General features: G+C 63.9%; 18 protein-coding genes. 9 read left to right on the top strand and 9 right to left on the bottom strand.

The features are described from left to right. Genes RAD16_RS02080 through RAD16_RS02070 form a run of 3 tightly spaced genes read right to left on the bottom strand, consistent with a single transcriptional unit; the run spans position 1 to position 2,788 of the window. Positions 1–759 carry an ABC transporter ATP-binding protein gene (locus RAD16_RS02080; protein WP_458156220.1) on the bottom strand — a complete coding sequence of 253 codons (759 nt, stop codon included), beginning with the start codon at positions 757–759 and terminating at the stop codon, positions 1–3. Beyond that, positions 756–1,907 carry a branched-chain amino acid ABC transporter permease gene (locus RAD16_RS02075; RefSeq protein WP_458156219.1) on the bottom strand — a complete coding sequence of 384 codons (1,152 nt, stop codon included), beginning with the start codon at positions 1,905–1,907 and terminating at the stop codon, positions 756–758. Before RAD16_RS02075 ends, RAD16_RS02080 begins: the two co-directional genes overlap by 4 nt. Positions 1,908–1,912: 5 nt before the next feature. Beyond that, positions 1,913–2,788 (bottom strand): branched-chain amino acid ABC transporter permease, encoded by an 876-nt coding sequence (locus RAD16_RS02070; protein ID WP_458156218.1) that lies wholly within the window; start codon positions 2,786–2,788, stop codon positions 1,913–1,915. Positions 2,789–3,049: 261 nt separating this feature from the next. Between RAD16_RS02070 and RAD16_RS02065 the strand changes: the two genes are divergently transcribed. Continuing rightward, complete coding sequence (locus tag RAD16_RS02065) at positions 3,050–3,799, top strand: ABC transporter ATP-binding protein (RefSeq protein WP_458156422.1); 750 nt, start codon at positions 3,050–3,052, stop codon at positions 3,797–3,799. After that, a complete protein-coding gene (locus tag RAD16_RS02060) occupies positions 3,796–5,322 on the top strand; it encodes a permease (RefSeq protein WP_458156217.1) in 1,527 nt (508 codons plus the stop codon). Before RAD16_RS02065 ends, RAD16_RS02060 begins: the two co-directional genes overlap by 4 nt. Positions 5,323–5,355: 33 nt before the next feature. On the opposite strand, the gene RAD16_RS02055 is transcribed toward RAD16_RS02060, so the two are convergent. After that, positions 5,356–6,522: an acyltransferase family protein gene (locus tag RAD16_RS02055; RefSeq protein ID WP_458156216.1), complete on the bottom strand. Its 1,167-nt coding sequence runs from the start codon at positions 6,520–6,522 to the stop codon at positions 5,356–5,358. A 148-nt stretch (positions 6,523–6,670) separates the two neighbouring features. On the opposite strand from RAD16_RS02055, the gene RAD16_RS02050 reads away from it, so the two are divergent. From RAD16_RS02050 to RAD16_RS02035, 4 genes are all read left to right on the top strand, one after another. Continuing rightward, a complete protein-coding gene (locus RAD16_RS02050) occupies positions 6,671–7,483 on the top strand; it encodes an MBL fold metallo-hydrolase (protein WP_458156215.1) in 813 nt (270 codons plus the stop codon). A gap of 69 nt (positions 7,484–7,552) precedes the next feature. Then, positions 7,553–8,497, top strand: a complete 945-nt coding sequence (locus RAD16_RS02045) for an EamA family transporter (RefSeq protein ID WP_458156214.1) — start codon at positions 7,553–7,555, stop codon at positions 8,495–8,497. Positions 8,498–8,570: 73 nt separating this feature from the next. Then, on the top strand, positions 8,571–9,092 hold the full coding sequence (locus RAD16_RS02040; protein ID WP_458156213.1) for a hypothetical protein: 522 nt from the start codon (positions 8,571–8,573) through the stop codon (positions 9,090–9,092). Between the two features lie 113 nt (positions 9,093–9,205). Continuing rightward, entirely contained in the window at positions 9,206–10,258 is a 1,053-nt protein-coding gene (locus RAD16_RS02035) for an amidohydrolase family protein (RefSeq protein WP_458156212.1), read from the top strand. Between the two features lie 76 nt (positions 10,259–10,334). On the opposite strand, the gene RAD16_RS02030 is transcribed toward RAD16_RS02035, so the two are convergent. Continuing rightward, entirely contained in the window at positions 10,335–10,790 is a 456-nt protein-coding gene (locus tag RAD16_RS02030; protein ID WP_458156211.1) for a cupin domain-containing protein, read from the bottom strand. A gap of 236 nt (positions 10,791–11,026) precedes the next feature. Here RAD16_RS02030 and RAD16_RS02025 point away from each other — a divergent pair, with 236 nt between their 5' ends. Then, positions 11,027–11,581, top strand: coding sequence for a hypothetical protein (locus RAD16_RS02025; RefSeq protein WP_458156210.1), 555 nt, complete (start codon positions 11,027–11,029; stop codon positions 11,579–11,581). Positions 11,582–11,590: 9 nt separating this feature from the next. Here RAD16_RS02025 and RAD16_RS02020 read toward each other — a convergent pair whose 3' ends face one another. Both RAD16_RS02020 and pcaB read right to left on the bottom strand, forming a co-directional pair. Beyond that, positions 11,591–12,847: an aminopeptidase gene (locus RAD16_RS02020; RefSeq protein WP_458156209.1), complete on the bottom strand. Its 1,257-nt coding sequence runs from the start codon at positions 12,845–12,847 to the stop codon at positions 11,591–11,593. 113 nt (positions 12,848–12,960) lie between these two features. Further along, a complete protein-coding gene (gene pcaB, locus RAD16_RS02015) occupies positions 12,961–14,322 on the bottom strand; it encodes a 3-carboxy-cis,cis-muconate cycloisomerase (RefSeq protein WP_458156208.1) in 1,362 nt (453 codons plus the stop codon). Between the two features lie 412 nt (positions 14,323–14,734). On the opposite strand from pcaB, the gene RAD16_RS02010 reads away from it, so the two are divergent. Further along, on the top strand, positions 14,735–15,142 hold the full coding sequence (locus RAD16_RS02010) for a BA14K family protein (protein WP_458156207.1): 408 nt from the start codon (positions 14,735–14,737) through the stop codon (positions 15,140–15,142). 220 nt (positions 15,143–15,362) lie between these two features. Next, a complete protein-coding gene (locus tag RAD16_RS02005) occupies positions 15,363–16,922 on the top strand; it encodes a winged helix-turn-helix domain-containing tetratricopeptide repeat protein (RefSeq protein WP_458156206.1) in 1,560 nt (519 codons plus the stop codon). A gap of 162 nt (positions 16,923–17,084) precedes the next feature. Here RAD16_RS02005 and RAD16_RS02000 read toward each other — a convergent pair whose 3' ends face one another. Further along, positions 17,085–17,507 carry a GFA family protein gene (locus tag RAD16_RS02000; RefSeq protein ID WP_458156205.1) on the bottom strand — a complete coding sequence of 141 codons (423 nt, stop codon included), beginning with the start codon at positions 17,505–17,507 and terminating at the stop codon, positions 17,085–17,087. A 210-nt stretch (positions 17,508–17,717) separates the two neighbouring features. Further along, complete coding sequence (gene mddA, locus RAD16_RS01995; protein ID WP_458156204.1) at positions 17,718–18,506, bottom strand: methanethiol S-methyltransferase; 789 nt, start codon at positions 18,504–18,506, stop codon at positions 17,718–17,720. Positions 18,507–18,598: the final 92 nt, after the last annotated feature.

Below are 18,598 nucleotides of genomic sequence, written 5' to 3'. Positions count from 1 at the left end.
TCAGGCTCCCAGATACGCGGCGACGACATCGGGGTGCTGCTGCACCTCCGCCGGCGAGCCCATCGCCAGCACCCGGCCGTAGTTGAGCGCGATGACGCGATCGGAGACGCGATTGACTAGCGACATGTCGTGCTCGACCATCAGCACGGTGACGCCAAGCTCGTTCTTCAGGTCGCGGATCCAGAACGACATGTCGTCGGTCTCCTCGACATTCAGTCCAGACGACGGCTCATCGAGCAGGATCAGCTTGGGTTCCGAGCAGAGCGCACGCGCGAGCTCGATCACCTTGCGCACGCCGTAAGGCAGGCCGGAGATCAGCTTGTCGCGATAGGGCTCGAGATCAAGGAACTCGATCACCTGCTCGACCCGGCGGCGGTGCACCTTCTCGTTGGCGCGCACGCTGGGCAGGAACAGCAACTCCTGCCAGAGCTGGGTGGTCGAATGGCGATGGCGACCGACCAGCAAATTCGACAGCACGGTCGCATTCTCGAACAGCTCGATGTTCTGGAACGTGCGGGCGATGCCGAGTCTGGCGATATCGTAAGGCGGCTGCTCGGTGATGTCCTGGTCCTCGAAGAAGATGCGGCCCGAGGTCGGCCGGTAGATCCGCGAGATCAGGTTGAAGATCGAGCTCTTGCCGGCGCCGTTGGGACCGATGATCGAGAGGATCTCGCCCCGCTCGACCGCGAACGACACTGTGTCGACCGCCTTGAGGCCCCCGAAATGCAGCGACAGGTCCTCGGCGCGAAAATAGCTCATCGGTTCCGCTCCGACTTCACGTAGATCTTCTGCCGCTTGAAGGTGGCGCGCTTGTAGAGCGGGAAGAGCTGGAAGAAGAGCTTGATCTTCAGCCAGCGGCCGTAGAGCCCGAGAGGTTCGAACAGCACGAACAGCACGATGATGATGCCGTAGATGGCGCCCTTCAGGCCGTTGAGCGAGGCGAAGGCTGCGGCCTTGGACTGGACGTTCGCCGCCGTCGCCGGGCCGGCGCCGAAGGTCGCGACAATGCCTGCGATGACGCCGGGCATGTCGTCCTTCAAGTAGGTCAGGAACGGATCGATCATCACGATGAAGATCGCACCCAGCACCGCACCATGCAGGCTGAAGCTGCCGCCGATCAGGATCACGATGATGAACTCGATCGAGAGCTGCAGCGTGAACATCTCCGGCGAGATGAAGGAGAGCTTGTGCGCGAACAGCACGCCGGCAAAGCCGGTGATCGCCGCCGAGATCGCGAACGACTTCACCTTGTAGAGCGCGACATTGACGCCCATGCTGCGCGCCGCCGTCTCGGAGTCCCGGATCGCGACGAAGGCGCGCCCGGTCGGAGAGCGCAGCAGATTGAGCGTGCCGACGATGGTCAGCACCAGCACGGCAAGGCAGAGGAAATAGAAGGTCGGGCTGTCGCGCGGGACCGTGACGCCGAGCAATGAGAGCGCCTTGATCCGCATACCCTCGTTGCCGTTGGTCACGCTCTCCCAGCGTGCCAGGATCTCCTCGACGATGAAGGCGAAGGAGATGGTGGCGATGACGAGATAGATGCCCTGGAGCCGCAGCGCAGGAAAGCCGACCAGTGCGCCGATGCAGCCGGTCAGGACGCCCGCGGCGAGGAAGTAGACCGGGAACGGCACATTGTATTTCTGCAAATACGCCGCCGCGTAGGCGCCGATCGCGAGGAACGCGGCATGCCCGAGCGACGCCTGCCCGGTAAAACCCGTCAAAATCATCAGCGCCACGCCGACCGTGGCGTAGATGCAGACGAAGACGAGCTGGCTCATCAGATAGCTGGAGAGCACGTAAGGCGCGATCAGCAACAGCGCGAGCAGGATGCCGTAGGATACGACATAGCCCGAATGCGGGAAGAGGCGGATGTCGTCCTCATAGTCGGTCTTGAACAGAAACCGCATGGCGTTCAGACCTTCTTGCGGACGTGAAGGCCGAACAGGCCCTCGGGCTTGAGCAAGAGCACGGCAAGCAGCACGAGGTAGGGCGCGACGTCCTTCCAGCCCTCGGCGAGGTAGAATCCGGCCATACTCTCGATCACGCCGATCAGGACGCCGCCGACGACGGCACCCGGGATCGAGCCGAAGCCGCCGAGCACGGCGGCCGGGAACGCCTTGAGGCCGAGCACGAGGCCGACATTGGAGTGGATGAAAGTGATCGGCGCCAGCAGCACGCCGGCGCAGGTCGCGACCGCCGCGCTGATCGCCCAGACGATCGACACCACGCGCTTGACGGGAATGCCCATGTAATAGGCCGCCAGCATGTTTTCGGAGCTGGCGCGCATCGCGGTGCCGAGCGTGGTCTTGTTGAAGAACAGCCAGAGCAGCGTGCAGAGGATGATCGTCGCGGCGATCACCGAGAGCTTGTCATAGGCGAGCACCAGCGAACCGGTACGCAGCACGCCCTGGCTGAACGGCGTATCGATCTTGAAATCGTCGGTACCCCAGACCATGCCGGCGACCGAGCGCAGGAAATAGCCGAGGCCGATCGTGGCCATGATGATGGAGAATTGCGGATAGCCGAGGATCGGCCGCACCACCACGCGCTCCGCCAGCATGCCGAACAGCGCCATGGCGGCCACCGCACCGGCAAAGCCGATCCAGTAGTTCAGTCCCATCATGCCGATGAAGGTGAAAGCGAAGAAGCCGCCCAGCATCATCAAATCGCCCTGGGCGAAATTGACGACCTCGGTGGCCTTGTAGACGAGCACGAAGCCGAGCGCGATCAGGCCGTAAACGCAGCCGAGCGCAACACCGCTGACAAGCTGCTGAACGAAATCCAGCATCGCCGCGCTTCCTCCCGATACAACCGGCGGTTCTTCGACCGCCTTGTCGCATCTTGTGTCCAGTCGCTACGCAGTCATTCCGCCGCGTTAGCGCCATTTGTCCCGCTGCCAATTCAGCCTGAACGCCTGCGCGCTGTCAACAAACGGTGACTTGCCTTTAGTCCAAGGTGCATGACGGAATTTGCGGCAGCGCGATTCACGGTGCCGAAACATCTTCGGGTCATGGTCGCGGCCAATGCAAAACCGCACGGTGTGGCCGTCATGAAGCCGGACAGCTCGGCGCTGGAAGTCCGAGGGTTAACGAAGCGTTTTGACCGCCTGGCGGTCGATAGCCTCGATCTCACCATTCACGCCGGCGAATTCTATGCGCTGGTCGGCCCCAACGGCGCCGGCAAGACCACCACTTTGCGCATGGTTGCGGGCCTCTTGCGCCCCGATACCGGCGCGGTCTCCATCTTCGGCATCGATGCGCTGAGGGATCCGGTTGCCGCCAAACAGGTGATGGCGTGGGTATCCGACGAGCCCATGATTTATGACAAGCTGACCCCCCTGGAGTATCTCGAATTCGTCGCCGGCCTCTGGGGCATCGCGCCATCGGTCTCGGAACCGGTCGCGCAGGAACTGCTCGCCTCGCTCGGGCTCGAGCCGCACCGGCACGAACGCTGCGAAGGCTTTTCCAAGGGCATGCGCCAGAAGGTAGCGCTGGCCGGCGCGCTGGTGCACGATCCCCGCCTCATCATTCTCGACGAGCCGCTGACGGGCCTCGATGCCGTCTCCGCCCGTCATGTGAAGGGGCTGCTGAGCGAGCGCGTTCAGGCCGGCTGCACCATCATCATGACCACGCATATTCTCGAGGTCGCCGAACGCATGGCCGACCGCATCGGCGTCATCGCATCCGGCCGGCTCGTGGCCGAAGGCACGCTAACCGAGCTGCGCCAGCAGAACGGCCATGCCGACACCAGCCTTGAAGATCTCTTCATCGCGCTGGTGACGCTGCAGGCAGCGGCATGAGCTCGGCGACCGCGCTGTCCTGGTTTGCGCGGCACGAGCTCCGGCTCGCCTGGCGCGAATGGTTCGCCATGATGACCGGCGGACGACGCAAGCGGGCGCGCGCGGCCGTGATCGGCCTGCTGTTCTTTGCGGCACTGCTGCATGTGCCGGCCTGGGCGGTGATCGGCCGCTTCGCTGACCTGCAACTGCCGCTCGACAAATCCTCGTTGATCGTGATTACGGCGACGATCTTCCTCGCCTGGACGCTGATGCTGTCGCAGGCGATCGAATCGGTGACGCGGGTGTTCTATGCCCGCGCCGATCTCGATCTCATCATGTCCTCGCCGGCGCGGCTCGCCAATCTGTTCTCGGTGCGCATCGCCGCGATCGCGCTCACCGTCACCGTGATGGCGCTGCTGTTCTCGACACCCTTCATCGACGTGCTGGTGTTCGGCGGCGGCGCGCGATGGCTGGCGGCGTTCGGCGTCGTCATCGCCATGGGCCTGTCGGCCGCGGCAATCGCGATTGCGGTCACGATTCTCCTGTTCCGCCTGATCGGCCCGGCGCGTACGCGCTTCGTCGCCCAGATCCTGGCCGCGATCATCGGCGCGGGTTTCGTGATCGCGCTCCAGGTCGCCGCGATCATGTCCTACGGAACGCTGTCGCGCTTCACCATCCTGACCTCGGGGAGCCTGGCCGCCTACGCGCCCAATGCCGACAGCATCTGGTGGTGGCCCGCGCGCGCGACGATGGGTGACAGCGAGGCGTTGCTGCTCCTCCTGGCGCTCGGGCTCCTGCTGCTCGGCGGCGTCATGGCAATCTTCTCGGGCCGCTTTGCCGACACCGCGATCGATGCCGCCGCCTACGGCAGGTCCGGCAGCAAGCGCGCGAAGGAGCGTCCGTTCCGCGGCGGCTCGCGGCAACAGGCGTTGCGGCGTAAGGAATTCATGCTGCTCTGGCGCGATCCCTGGCTGATCTCGCAGACCCTGATGCAGCTGCTCTATCTGGTGCCGCCGGCACTGCTGCTCTGGCGCAGCTTTGCCGACAGCTCCGCGGCGGTAACGCTTATCACGCCCGTCATCGTGATGGCGGCGGGACAACTCGCAGGCGGGCTCGCCTGGCTGACGATCTCGGGCGAGGATGCGCCCGATCTGGTCGCGACCGCCCCGCTGACGCCGTCCGGCGTCATCCGCGCCAAGATCGAGGTGGTGCTGATCGCGATCGCCGCCATCTTCGGCCCGCTGCTCGCCGCCCTCGCTTTCGCCTCGCCGTTCCAGGCCGCGGTCAGCGCTGGAGCGATCATCATCAGCGCGGCCTGCGCCACCGCAATCCAGCTCTGGTTCCGCGTCCAGGCCCGGCGCAGTCAATTCCGCCGCCGTCAGACCTCCTCGCGGCTTGCGACCTTTGCCGAAGCCTTCTCCTCGATCGGCTGGGCCGCCAGCGCCGCGTTGCTGCTCGCCATGCCGATCGCCGGCGTCATCAGCGGCCTGATCACAGCGGCCCTGGTTGCGATCACCTGGAAGTTCAGCCCGCGGCGGGAGTGACGGGCATCGGTTGCCCGCGAGGCCATCGCCGCGTCAAGTGTCGAAGGCCGGTTGTGTGCTGCGTAGTGCGGCGGCCTTGCGCCGGTCCATCAGGCGCCTGACCCAATTGCGCCCGGGCTCTTCGACAAAGCGATATGTTGCGATCGACAGCAGCACGGTCAGCACCAGCATTGCAATTTGCAGGAGATCACCAAGCCAGAGCGAACCATTCAGGGAGACCACTTTCGTTGGTTCATGGTCCGCGCTCAACGCATAAGAGACAAACAGATCCATATGCCCGAGACGCTCGACCACCATGAGGATGGCCCGCACAACCGCCCTGACGAGCGGATGCAGCATGTAGATCGAGTAGGTCAGGGTCCCGATCATGAGCATGAATGGCGCCGTCAGCCGATGGCTGACCCCGCCAGCCTCACGCGCGAACACGAGAACGACGAGCGTGAACACCAGTGGCGAGGCCACCTGCAGGATGACGCTGCTTCCGGCGACCGAAACATAGCCCACGACGAGCATCAGGCTCGCCGCTTCCAGCCATGTCTCGCCTGACGGCGCCAAGCGGGCGCGCAACACCGGGAAGCGCTCGCGCAATTCGAAGCAGACGACGCCGAGCGCAAAGCCATAAAGGCAACGCACGAGGCCGTAATCATAGGTCGCATTCATCCCATCGGGGCTGATGGTCGCGAGCACGACCGGCCCGGCAACGATCGGGAGCAGCCAGGGCCAGATCGTCGGCCCGATCCTGCTCACGACGGCGGCGAAGATCACATAGGCGGCGAACTCGGTGCTGATGCTCCAGCTCGCGAAGTTCAGCCAGTTCTGCGGATTGACGCCGAGCCCCTGCACGAGAAGGATGTTGGTGACGACGGCCTGGAGCAGGTTCGGGCCGACGCCGTCCTTGGCAGCGTCAATGGGAATGAACAGCAGCAGCGTCACGAGGTGCAGCCGATAGATCCGCCCCAGCCGCAGGGCGAGGAAGCGCCCTGTGCCGAAGCCCGCGGCGAGCCGCGAACGATAATTCGACGCGATGACGAAGCCGCTCAGCACGAAGAAGAAATCGACGAACAAGTAGGCATGTCTGGTGAGCGGCAGGAAGGACAGATGGCTGATCACGTCGAAGTGAAACAGCGCGACCATGCAGGCGCAAATGCCGCGCCAACTGTCGAGCGCATGATATCGCGTGATGTTGTCAGCCGAAGCCATCGAAAACGGGTAGGCGTGGCCGCTTGCTGAAACAAGCAAAGGTTGACGCTATCCTTAATGCAGCATGTGGCCATCTCATCGGCATGACGCCGGAACGATTCGAAGCTACACTGACCGGATCGTCGACTGAATGGCGGGCGGACTGGTGATGTCTCGACTCTTGCTGACGGCTTTGGCGTTCCTCGGCTGGCTGCTGACGCCCGCCCTCGCCGAGCAACCACAGCGCAGCGAATGCCTGGCGATGGCCAATGCTGCGCCACGCGCGATGCCGGTCGCCTTCAGGCAGGCCGCGGCGGCCGCCGAGGTCGAGATCACCTATGCCGGCCATTCCACCTATTTCATCGACACGCCGGGCGGCCTGCGCATCGCGACCGATTATAGCGGCGCCTATCAGGTCGGACGGCTGCCCGACGTCGTCACCATGAACCGGGCGCACAGCACGCACTACTCTCTATATCCCGACAAGCGCATTCCCCATGTGCTGCATGGCTGGGGCGAGGACGGCAAACCCGCCATCGTGTCGGAGCGGATCGGCGACACCTTCGTCCGCAATGTCACCACCGACATCCGCCGCTATTTCGGCGACGATTCCGGCACTGACATGATCCGCGACGGCAACTCCATCTTCATCTTCGAGGTCGCGGGCCTCTGCATCGGCCATCTCGGCCACCTCCATCACAAGCTCGATGACAGCCACTTCGCGCAGATCGGACGGCTGGACATCGTAATGGTGCCGATCGACGGCACCTACACGATGTCCCTGAACGGCGTCTCCGAGATCACGAAGCGGCTGCGCGCCTCGGTGGTACTGCCGATGCACCGCTTCGCCACGCCGCTCGACGAATTCATGCATCTGATCGGTCAGCAGTTCGAGATCGACCAGCGCCGCGAGCGCTTCCTGCGCACGTCGCGGGATATGCTGCCGGCGAAACCTACGGTGATCATCCTCGACGGCGTCTGAGGTCGAGCATCCGGAACGTCTGAACTTCCTCCGACTTGGTTGCTCGAGATATCTTCGATCGGAGCAATCATGAGCAGAAGGTTCCTGGTCATCGGCTCATTCGCGGCCATTTATCTGCTCTGGGGTTCCACCTACTTCGCGATCACCTTGGGCCTGAAGTCGATTCCGCCATTTCTGCTGATGGCGCTCCGGTCGTTCTGCGGCGGCCTCGTGCTGCTCGCGATGAGCGGCCGACAGATCGCGGGCGTGTCGTTGCAGACGGGGGGCAGAGCGAGCCTGTGCGGGTTGCTCTTCTTTGTGGGTTGCCATGGCGTGCTCGCCTACGCGCAGCAATCGGTCCCCTCGGGCGTTGCAGCCATCGTGCTCGCGACCATCCCGTTCTGGATCCTGCTGATCGATGTCCTTGTCCCCGGCGAACAGCGCCCGAGGTCCCTTGCCCTGCTCGCACTCGTGCCGGGATTCCTCGGCGTTGGGCTCGTTGCCTGGCAGAACGTCGAGCAGGCTGGCATCAGCATCCTTCCCGTCGTCTGGCTGCTGGCTGCAGCGCTGTCCTGGTCGGCCGGGACCGTCCTGTCCCGGAGCATGTCGAGCCAGGCCTCTGCCATCCTGCTTTCGGGAATGCAGCTCACGATCGGCGGTACCGTGTTGTTCGCGATCAGCTGGCTGACGGGCGAGATCGAGAGCTTCAGGCCGAGCGATGTCTCTACGACCTCGCTTGCGGCGGCGCTTTGGCTGATCATCGCCGGCAGCGTGATTGGATTTGCCGCGTACAATTGGCTACTGGAAAACGTCTCGACGTCGTTGGTGTCGACCTACACTTTCGTCAACCCGGTGATCGCGGTGCTGCTCGGCACCGTCGTGCTTGGCGAGCCCTTTTCACGCATGATGCTACTTGGCGCGGGTCTCGTCATCGTCTCCGTCATTGTCATCTGGCTGGCGGAGCGCTCGGCGAGCCGGCGAACGAATGATGGGCGGGAACCTGGCATAAGGCATCTGGCGCCGCGCAGGACCTGACGACCGGCGACGGCAATTTTCTCCAAGCCCGCCGCCACCCGATCGTGCTGACCTCCCGCAACAGGAGATCGACATGACCGACTTTGTGAGATTACTGCATGCGGATGGACCGAACCCGGAGCACGCTGCGGCGCTGCAGCTTTACGGCCGCTTCGTCGGCGATTGGGATGCCGAGATCACGGCCCACGATCTGGGTGGAACGAAACACACCGCGCCCGGCGAGATCCATTTCGGCTGGGTGCTTGAAGGGCGCGCCGTGCAGGACGTCTGGATCATTCCCCGCCCGGCCGGCAGTCCGGCCTTTCCGATCGCCGGCAATTGGTACGGCACGACGCTGAGGGTCTATGACCCCTCCATTTCCGCGTGGCGGATTTCCTGGTTCGATCCCGCGCGCTGCGTATTCCGGCAACAGATCGGCCGGGCGCGCGGCGAGGACATCGTGCAGGAGGGCACGACGGAGTCCGGCGAACTGACGCGCTGGAGATTCGTTGAAATCACAGACGATTCTTTCCACTGGCTCGGCGAGGTCAAACCTGCCACCGCTGCCGATTGGCGACTTGTGGTCGACGTGAGGGCGAAGCGGCGGAAGGCGTGACGACAACATCGCTGTGATCGCGATGACAGGTACGGTTGCGCAACGCGCGCTGCTGCGTGACGAGACGAGGTGCTAGGCTCCCAATCACAAAAACATAATGGGAGCGAACGCCGATGGCTGCAAGCGGTCTGCCTGCCAATACGAGCGGGCTATTTGTCGAGCCGCGCGAGGACTGGCTCGCGCAATATCAGGAGGAGATCATCGATCCCGCGCGGCCGATCGTCGATCCCCATCACCATCTCTGGAATCGTGGCCATCGCTATTTGATCGAGGAGATGGCTGCCGACATCGCCTCCGGCCATAACATCATCGCCACCGTCTATGTCGATTGCCGCTCGATGTATCGCGCGCACGGGCCCGAGGCATTCCGGCCCGTCGGTGAGGTCGAGTTCGCCAACGGCGTCGCGGCGATGAGCGCGAGCGGCGGTTACGGCAAGGCCGTGATCTGCGCCGGCATCGTCAGTCACGCCAATCTGTTGCTGGGCGATGCCGCAAAGCCGGTGCTCGAGGCGGAAATCGCCGCCGGCAATGGCCGCTTCCGCGGCATCCGGCATTCCTCGGCCTGGGACCAGGACCCCGTCGTCGCCGGCATGTATGCGAACCGGCCGAAGGACTTGTTGCGGGACCCGACCTTCCGGAGGGGTTTTGCCTGCCTTGCGCCTCTCAAGCTCAGCTTCGATGCCTGGCTGTTCCATCCGCAGATCGGCGAACTGACCGAGCTCGCGCGTGCCTTCCCCGACACCAGGATCGTGCTCGACCATTGCGGCGGCCCGGCCGGCGTCGGCCGCTTTGCCGGACGGCGCGAAGAGGTGTTTCCGCAGTGGCGCGCGTCGATCCTGGAGATCGCAAAATGCGAGAACGTCGTCGTGAAGCTCGGCGGGCTCGCGATGTGCCTGCTCGGCTATGACTTCCATCTGCGGCCCAAGCCGCCCTCATCCGAGGAGCTTGCGGCGGCGTGGCGGCCCTATGTCGAGACCTGCATCGAAGCCTTTGGACCCAGGCGCGCGATGTTCGAGAGCAATTTCCCGCCGGACAAGGGCCAGTGCAGCTACCAGGTGATCTTCAACGCCTTCAAGCGTATCGCCGCGCCCTTGAGCGAGGCCGAGAAGACCGCGCTGTTCTCGCAGACCGCGACCGAATTCTACCGGCTCGATTTGCCGTCATGACGAGAAGAGGGGCCGGGATGTTGGTCCCGGCCCCTCTTCCGTCGTGGCCGCTGGGAAGCTCCTTGAAACTTTATAGCTACCCCGCACCCAACAGCGAGGCGGGCCGGCGCTCGCCGGTGGTGACGAACATCCGCTTGAGCTTGTTGACGACGCGGATCAGGAAACCGATCATCACGGGGTTGGTCTTGCGGCAGAAGGCAATCTTCTTGACGTAGCCTTCGACATGCCATTTGGCATGCGCGCCGTCGCGGAAGAAGATGACGTCGCCGGGGCCGTAGCGCTTCGGCGGCATGCCGTCGCTCTCGAGCACGATCGATCCTTCCATGATCATGATCGTCTCGTCGATGTCGTAGTACCAGTTGAAGCGGCCTTCAGTGCAGTGCCAGATGATGGTCGACGCGGTGCCGTCGTCGCTGGTGGACAGGATGTGCGAGCGCGAAATGGGGTTACCCTCGATGATCCAGGACGGCTCGATCGGCCGCAGCTCGAGGTCCACGTTGCAACTACCGATTTCAATCAATGCGCGCGACATCTGCTTCCCCAGGGGATATAATATGGATTGGCCGGGTCTCAGCCCGGATTGTTTCGAAAGATGTTGGAACGCTAGTAGCCGGTTTTTAATTCTTTCTTACGCAGGCCCCGACAATCAGCCGGAAGTTGCAGGTGCGAAGCGGTTAACGTCCAGATTTCCCTGCGAATCCACGCACATGAACCCTTCTTTTCCGGGGTGCGACAAAGTGCGCAAGAATGCCAGAAAGGAACCAGCCGATGCCCCTCACCCCAGAGGTTCTGAGAGCCAACGGCGAGGTCGTCGCCTGGCTCGGCGGCTTCGATATCTCCTTCGTGCCGGACGAAGAGCCCTGGTTCACCATCGACGGCATCGAAAGCCCACAGCAGATCGGCAGCGATGCGTCCGGCGGCGCCTTCGTGCTGCTGCCATCGCAGGATGTGCTCTACGTCTCATCGGAGGGCCGTGCAGGCATTATCGCGGAGAGTTTCGAGGCATTCATCCAGCTCGTCATCGCCCACCCCTACTGGCTGGACGTCCTCAAATTCTCCGCCGGCGGCGATCTCGCGGAGATGCGGCGCGCCGCGGATGCGCTGGAGGCCACGCTCAACGACGAGGACGAGGTCAATGAGGCGAGAGAGGAAATCCGCAGCGCGCTCGACCTGCCCGAACCGGGCGATCCCGTCGCTGCGCTTTACGACGCGGTGGCGGCGTCCGACGCGATCGTGCGGGCCACCGACGGCAGCCCGTTCACGACGCTGTTCAACCGCTTCAGCATCGACAACAAACCGATGCTGCGCAACGCGGCGGCGTGAGGGGAAGGTTTACTTCGCCCACTCACCCTTGCGGAACACCGGCACCTTGCTGCCGTCGGCCAAGATGCCGTCGATGTCGGTCTCGGCCGAGCCGATCATCCAGTCGATATGGATCAGGCTCTGGTTGCCGCCCTGCGCAGCGATCTGCTGCGGGGTGAGCTGCGCGCCGTTGACGAAGCACTTCGAATAGCACTGGCCGAGCGCGATGTGCGAGGCCGCGTTCTCGTCGAACAGCGTGTTGTAGAACAACAGCCCGCTCTGCGAGATCGGCGAGGAATGCGGCACCAGCGCCACCTCGCCGAGCCGGCGTGCGCCTTCGTCGGTGTCAAGCACCTTGTTCAGCACCTCCGCCCCGCGCGAGGCCTTTGCGTCGACGATCTTGCCGTCCTCGAAGCGCACCGCGATGTTGTCGATCAGCGTGCCCTGATAGGACAGCGGCTTCGAGCTCACGACGTGGCCGTAGACCCGCCGGCAGTGCGGTGTGGTGAAGACTTCTTCGGTCGGGATGTTGGCGTTGCAGCTGATGCCGTTCTTGGACAGCGAGGCGCCACCTTCCCATTCATGGCCGTCGGCAAGCCCGATGGTGAGGTCGACACCCGGTCCGTTGTACTGGAGCGCGCGGAAACGCTGGCCATTGAGCCAGTTGGTGCGCTCGCGCAGCACCGCATTGTGGCTCGCCCAATTGGCCATCGCATCCTCGCGATCAACACGCGACGCCGCGAAGATCGCGTCGGCCAGCTTGCCGACCGCAACGTCCTCGGGATCGTTGGGGAACACCTGCTTGGCCCAGGACGGGCTCGGATAGGCGATGATATTCCAGTTGGTGTCGAAATTGACGATTTTTTCCAGCGCCGGCTGATAGGCCATCGAATTGGCCTTGCTGGCGCGCGCGACCTTGGAAGGATCTTCGCCGGACAGCAGCATCGGATTGTCGCCGACGATGGCGAGCCGCGCCGTGTTGTCGGAGAAGGCCTTGGCCATGCCCTCGTAGAGCCAGTTCGCGGCGCGATCGAAACTATTGTCCTGGCCGTGGCGGTAGCGCGCCAGCGTCATCTCCTCGTCCGAGAGGATCGGGGTGACGATCCCGGCGCCGGCCTTGTAGGCATGCACGGCGATCCGCCGCACCAGCGGCAGTGCGATCGCCGGCGCCGTCAAGAGCAGATCCTGTCCCGGCCGCAAGCCCAGGCCCACCTTCACCGCCACCTCGGCCAGCCGGTCGAGTTTCGCGGGATCGATGGGAGTGGAGGTGATGCGTTGATCGGTCATGCCGGGTCCTCTGCCGAAAGTCTATGGTTCAATCTAAGCCTAGCATCACGGGACACAAGTGTGCGAGCGCCCCAGAGCCAACGAAAGATACGCGGTTTCACGCATTTTGGTTTTCAACGCGTTGCCGATTTCAGCACCCGGTCGACCATTGCGGGCGCGAGACCGAGGTAATTTTTCGGTGAGGTGAGCGCCTCGATTGTGGCGCGGTCGATACGGCTCGAGATGCGGGTGTCGGACGAGAGCGCATCCGCCAGCGTCAAACCCTTCTCATTGGCGAGCCGGCAGGCATCGTAGACTACGTCATGCGCCTCCTGCCGCCCGATCTGCGGCGCCAGTCCCATCATGACCGCTTCGGCCACGATCAGGCCTCGGCTCATGGCGAGATTGTCGTTCATCTTCGCATCATCCACGATCAGGCCGGCGAGCGCGAACTTCGCCTGGTGCAACCCGCCCGCGGTCAGCACAAAGCTCTCCGGGATCGCCATCCATTCGGCATGCCAGGGACCGGTGGCGCGCTCGAAATCCTGCACCATGGCGTCCAGCATCAGGCCGGCATGCTGGCGCACCGCCTTGCTTGCTGCGAGCATCAGTTCCGAGGAGATCGGGTTGCGCTTCTGCGGCATGGTCGAGGAGGCCCCGCGCCCCTTGACGAAGGGCTCGTAGACCTCGGCGAACTCGGTCGAGGCCATGATCATGATGTCGAGCGCGATCTTGCCGAGCGAGCCGGTGACGAGCGCGAGGAAATTCACGGCTTCCGCAAAGCCGTCGCGCGCGACGTGCCAGGTCAAGGCGGGAACGCCGAGCTTCAGCTCGGCGCAGAGCGCCTCCTGCACCGCAAAGCCCTTGTCGCCGAGCGAGGCCAGCGTTCCGGCGGCGCCGGCGAACTGGCCGACCAGGACGCGCGGCTTCAGTTGCTCAAGACGCTCGGCGTGGCGGTCGAACATCGCGAGCCAGATCGCGGTCTTGTAGCCGAAGGTCACCGGCAGCGCCTGCTGGAGATGGGTGCGCCCCGCCATCGGCGTGTCGCGATAGCGCCTGGAGAGGTCGGCGAGAATTTTGCGCAGCTCGGCGACGTCGCGCCCAACGATCTCGAGCGCGGCGCGCAGTTGCAGCACCACGGCGGTGTCCATGATGTCCTGCGTGGTCGCGCCCCAATGCACGTAGCGGCCGGCCTCGCCGCACTGCTTCACCATCTGATGCACCAAAGGGAGGATCGGATAGCCGACGATGTCGGTCTCCTGCCGCAGCAGATCGAAATCGAGCGCGGCGACATCGGTCCGCGCCGCGATCTGGTCGGCAGCGTCCTGCGGGATCACGCCGCATTTTGCCTCCGCCTTCGCCAGCGCCACCTCGACCTCGGCATAGCGGCCGACCAGCGCGACGTCGGAAAACACCTCGCGCATCGCAGGCGTGCCGAAGGCATCGCGGAACAGCATGGAGTCGAGCACGGTGGTCGAGGCGTGAAAAGCGGGCATGGGCGTTTCTTCGTATCTGTTGTTCTGTGTGAGCACAGCTTACGCGGGCCGTAGCGTTCGGCAATGAACATTCATCGTTCGTCACATGTTCGATCTTGCGTGATGGCTTCGCCGCCGCGCCTCAGCTCCGTCATCCTGAGGTGCGAGGCGCACGATGCGAAGCAGCGTGCGCAGAGCCTCGAAGGATGCACGGCCGCGATACAGCCGGGCCGTCGATCCTTCGAGGCCTCCGCTGCGCTCCGGCACCTCCGGCGACAATGGCGTAGCCATTGCGCGGGGATGACGGAGAACATTTGCAACTCTGAATGACTGCCGCGCGCACCATACTGTCAGAACTTTAATTCAGCGCGCCTCTGCAGTTGCCCTATCACTGACGCGCGGCGCGAGACCGCCGCATGACGAGGAGACAAGAATGCTGAAATCGTTTCGCTTCGTTGCTGGCGCTTGTATGCTTGCGGGCCTGTCGACGACATCACTGACAGCGGCGTCGGCGGCGCCGATCGGGCAGCCATTGGCGATGACGCAGGCTGACCTGGGTCAGGTCGAACAGGTGCGCTGGTACGGGCACCGCGGCTGGGGCTGGGGCGGCGGCGCGTTCGTCGGCGGGCTCGCGGCCGGCGCGATCATCGGCGGCGCGGTTGCTGCGCCCTATTATTACGGCTCGCCATATTATTACGGACCGGGCTACCCGCCGCCGCCCGTCGCCTATGGACCGCCGCCGGAAGGCGACCTGCAGTACTGCATGCAGCGCTACAAGTCCTACAATCCGAACACCGGCATGTACCTCGGCAACGACGGCAGGCGCCATCCCTGCCCGTAACGGCTCGATCCTCGTTCCAGTCGCAGGCCACACCCATCCGGCCCGCGACAATCTGACCAAGGCCCGCCACAATGTCGTATTCCCCTTCGGAAACGGCATGGCTGCCATCCCGCGATTGCGGTGAACCATGCGGGCCCTTGGGCGGACTCACAGACTTCAAGTCGGAATCCATTTTGAATTCTTCATTGCCTGATATCGCTGTGAGGTCTGAGTTTTCGACGTGCAGTTTCTGTTCCGGGATCACCTTCTCGACACTGACCGGCGCGAGCTAAGCCGCGAGCAGGTTCCCGTTTCCGTGGAACCGCAGGTGTTCGACCTCGTCGTCCATCTCATGGAGAACCGTGACCGGGTGGTCAGCAAGGACGAGCTGATCGACAAGATCTGGCACGGTCGCAGCGTCTCCGAATCCACCCTGACCAGCCGGATCAACGCAGCGCGCAAGGCGATCGGCGACAATGGCGCGAGCCAGACGCTGATCCGCACCATCGCGCGCAAAGGCTTTCGCTTCGTCGGCGATGTCGAGACCAAGCTCGCCGCCATGGCGCAGGAGCCGGGCCGCGGGATACAGGTTCCGCAGGCGGCGCTCGCGCTGCCTGACCGCCCCGCGATTGCCGTGCTGCCCTTCACCAATATGAGCGGCGACCGCGAGCAAGATTATTTCTCCGACGGCATCAGCGAGGACATCATCACCGCGCTGTCGAAGCTGCGCTGGTTCTTCGTCGTCGCGCGCAACTCCTCCTTCATCTACAAGGGGCGCGCCGTGCATATCCACGAGGTCGCGCGCGAGCTCGGCGTCCGCTACGTGCTCGAAGGCAGCGTGCGGCGAAGCGGCGATCGCCTGCGCATCTCGGCCCAGCTCAACGACGTCTCGACCGGCAGTCATCTCTGGGCCGAGCGTTACGACCGCGAGCTTGCCGACATCTTTGCCGTGCAGGACGAGATCACCGAGGCGATCGTCGCCGCAATCGAGCCGCAGCTCTATGCCGCCGAGAGCTTTCGCGCCCAGCAGAAGCCGCCGGGCAGTCTCGACGCCTGGGACCTCGTGATGCGCGCCTTGTCGCATTACTGGCGCATCACCCGCGAGGACAATGCGGTCGCGCAGGAACTGCTCGCCAAGGCCGTCGCGATCGATCCCGCCTACGGCAAAGCCCTGGGCCTGCTCGCGACCAGCCATATCTTCGGCGCGCATATGGGTTGGGCCGACATGGCCGCGACCGTGCCGGTCGCCGAACGCGCGGCGCATGCGGCAGTGGAAGCCGACCGGGAGGACGCCTGGGCCCATCACGGCCTCGCCTATACCTATCTGTTCCGCCGGCGCTTCGACGACGCACTGGCGGAGTTCGAGCTGGCCTTGAGGCTCAATCCGAACTTCGCGATGGCGCACGCCTTCTACGGCGTCACGCTGTGCTACGCGGGGCGATGGCAGGACGGCGATGCCGCCGCGCGCCGTGCGCTGCGGCTGAGCCCGCGCGATCCGCTCGCGGCGATCTATTGCGGCGTCGCGGCCTATGCCCAGTTCATCGGCCGCAATTACGAGGCGTCAATCCAGATGGCGCGGGAATCGATGCGGCAACGCGCTGATTTCGTCGGTGCTCATCGCGTGCTGACCGCCGCCGCGGGAATGTCGGGTGATGCTCAGCTCGCGGCGTCGGCGCTGCGCGGCCTGTACCGCACCCAGCCCGGCATCTCCCTGACCTGGCTCACCCGCGAGCTGCCGATGCTGCGGGCGGAGGATCGCGAACATTATCTCGAGGGGTTTCGGCGCGCGGGGATGAGGTGATGACTTCTCCCTCGCCCCGCTTGCGGGGAGAGGGTCGGGGTGAGGGGGAGTCTCCGCGGAGACGGCGACAGTGAGACTCGCGGAGAGTCCCCCTCACCCGGATTGCATCTTCGATGCAATCCCGCCTCTCCCCGCAAGCGGGGCGAGGCGAAGGGGAGCCTTCTACTCCTGCATCATCTCGCCGCTGCCGCCGAACTCGGCCGGGAAATCCTTCAGCTTGGGCAGGCCGTCGCGCATCGGCAGCACCGTCTCGGAATAATTGACGTGGACGCCGGGCGTGAAGGCGAGCGTGGGGATGGTGGCGGTGAAGACGTCGACCAGGCCGAGCGGCGGGTGGTTGGTCATGAGATGGCCACCGCACTTCTTGCAGAATTTGCGCTGGCTGTGCGGCGTCTTGGCAAAGGTCTCGACGTGCTGGGCGCCTTCGATGATGCGCACGGCCTCGGGTTTCCACAGGCTGAAGGCGTTCACCGGTCCGCCCGACCACGAGCGGCAGGACCGGCAATGGCAATAGCCCATCGCCTCCGGCGCGCCCGAGACCTCCACCGTGACCGTGCCGCAGAAGCAATTTCCGACATGTTTCATTGGTCTTCTCCATAAATGAAAGGGGAAATCCTCTCCCCGCTCCGGTTCACGCGAGACCTCGGTGAAGACGGATATGGGGAGAGGCGTCGGGATGAAGGGGAGTCATCCCGGGGGGCGTTGAGGGGACGGAACGCATGCGATGCTTGCGTTACCCGGCTCAGTACCGCGTCGCGTCCTCCTTTCGGCGGACGCGACGGAAAGACGCGACCGCTATATCGACCGGCGCCAGGGAATAAGCATCGACACTCGTTGTTTGTACTGCCGGTATTCGTCGCCGAAGAGTTCGATGAGGTCGTGCTCCTCCAGCGCGATGCCGACGAAGATGTAGGCGGTGGTCACGGCCGCGAACAACAGATGTCCCGCCGTCATGACCGGCGCTGCCCAGAACGCGATGATGAAGCCGAGATAGATTGGATGACGAACGAACTTGTAGAGCATCGGCGTCTTGAACCGCATCGGCTTTTCTTCCTTGCCGATGAGATGGTTGGTGACCTGGTGCAGGCCGAACAATTCGAAGTGATTGATCATGTAGGTGCTCGTGAACACGAGCACCCAGCCCGCCAGGGACAACGTGACCAGCGTCACGGCAAGATCAGGGTTCTCGACCTCCCATATGACCGCAGGCAGCGGACGCCACTGCCAGAACAGGAGCAGCAATGCCAGGCTCGCGAACAGCACGTAGGTCGAGCGCTCGACCGGCTTCGGGACGAACTGCGTCCACCACGCCTTGAACTGCTTGCGTGCCATCACGCTGTGCTGAACCGCGAACAGCGTCATCAGCAGTAGATTGATGATGATGGCCTCTGCCGTCGGCGTGTCGGCTCCGGCGTCGATGGTCTTCGGCACCACCAGCCCCATGACGAAGCCGATGGCGTAGAGAATGGTGACGAAAAACACGAGATATGCCGCAATTCCGTACAGAAAGGCGATGAACTTGAAAATGCGAGAGCCCGCAACCTCCGGGCCGATCGAATGAACCTGGTGATCAATTTGAGACATGGAAAGCTCCGTTGTGCCGAGGCATCGGCACTGTTTGGTCTTCCCACCATGCCGGATCGGACGTCCCCAGACTTTCGCGGACGGTTGATTTT

It is taken from the genome of Bradyrhizobium sp. 18BD (genome assembly GCF_054185225.1).
The sequence above is the reverse complement of the archived record's forward strand: the minus strand, read 5'-3'. Positions and strand labels throughout refer to the sequence as shown.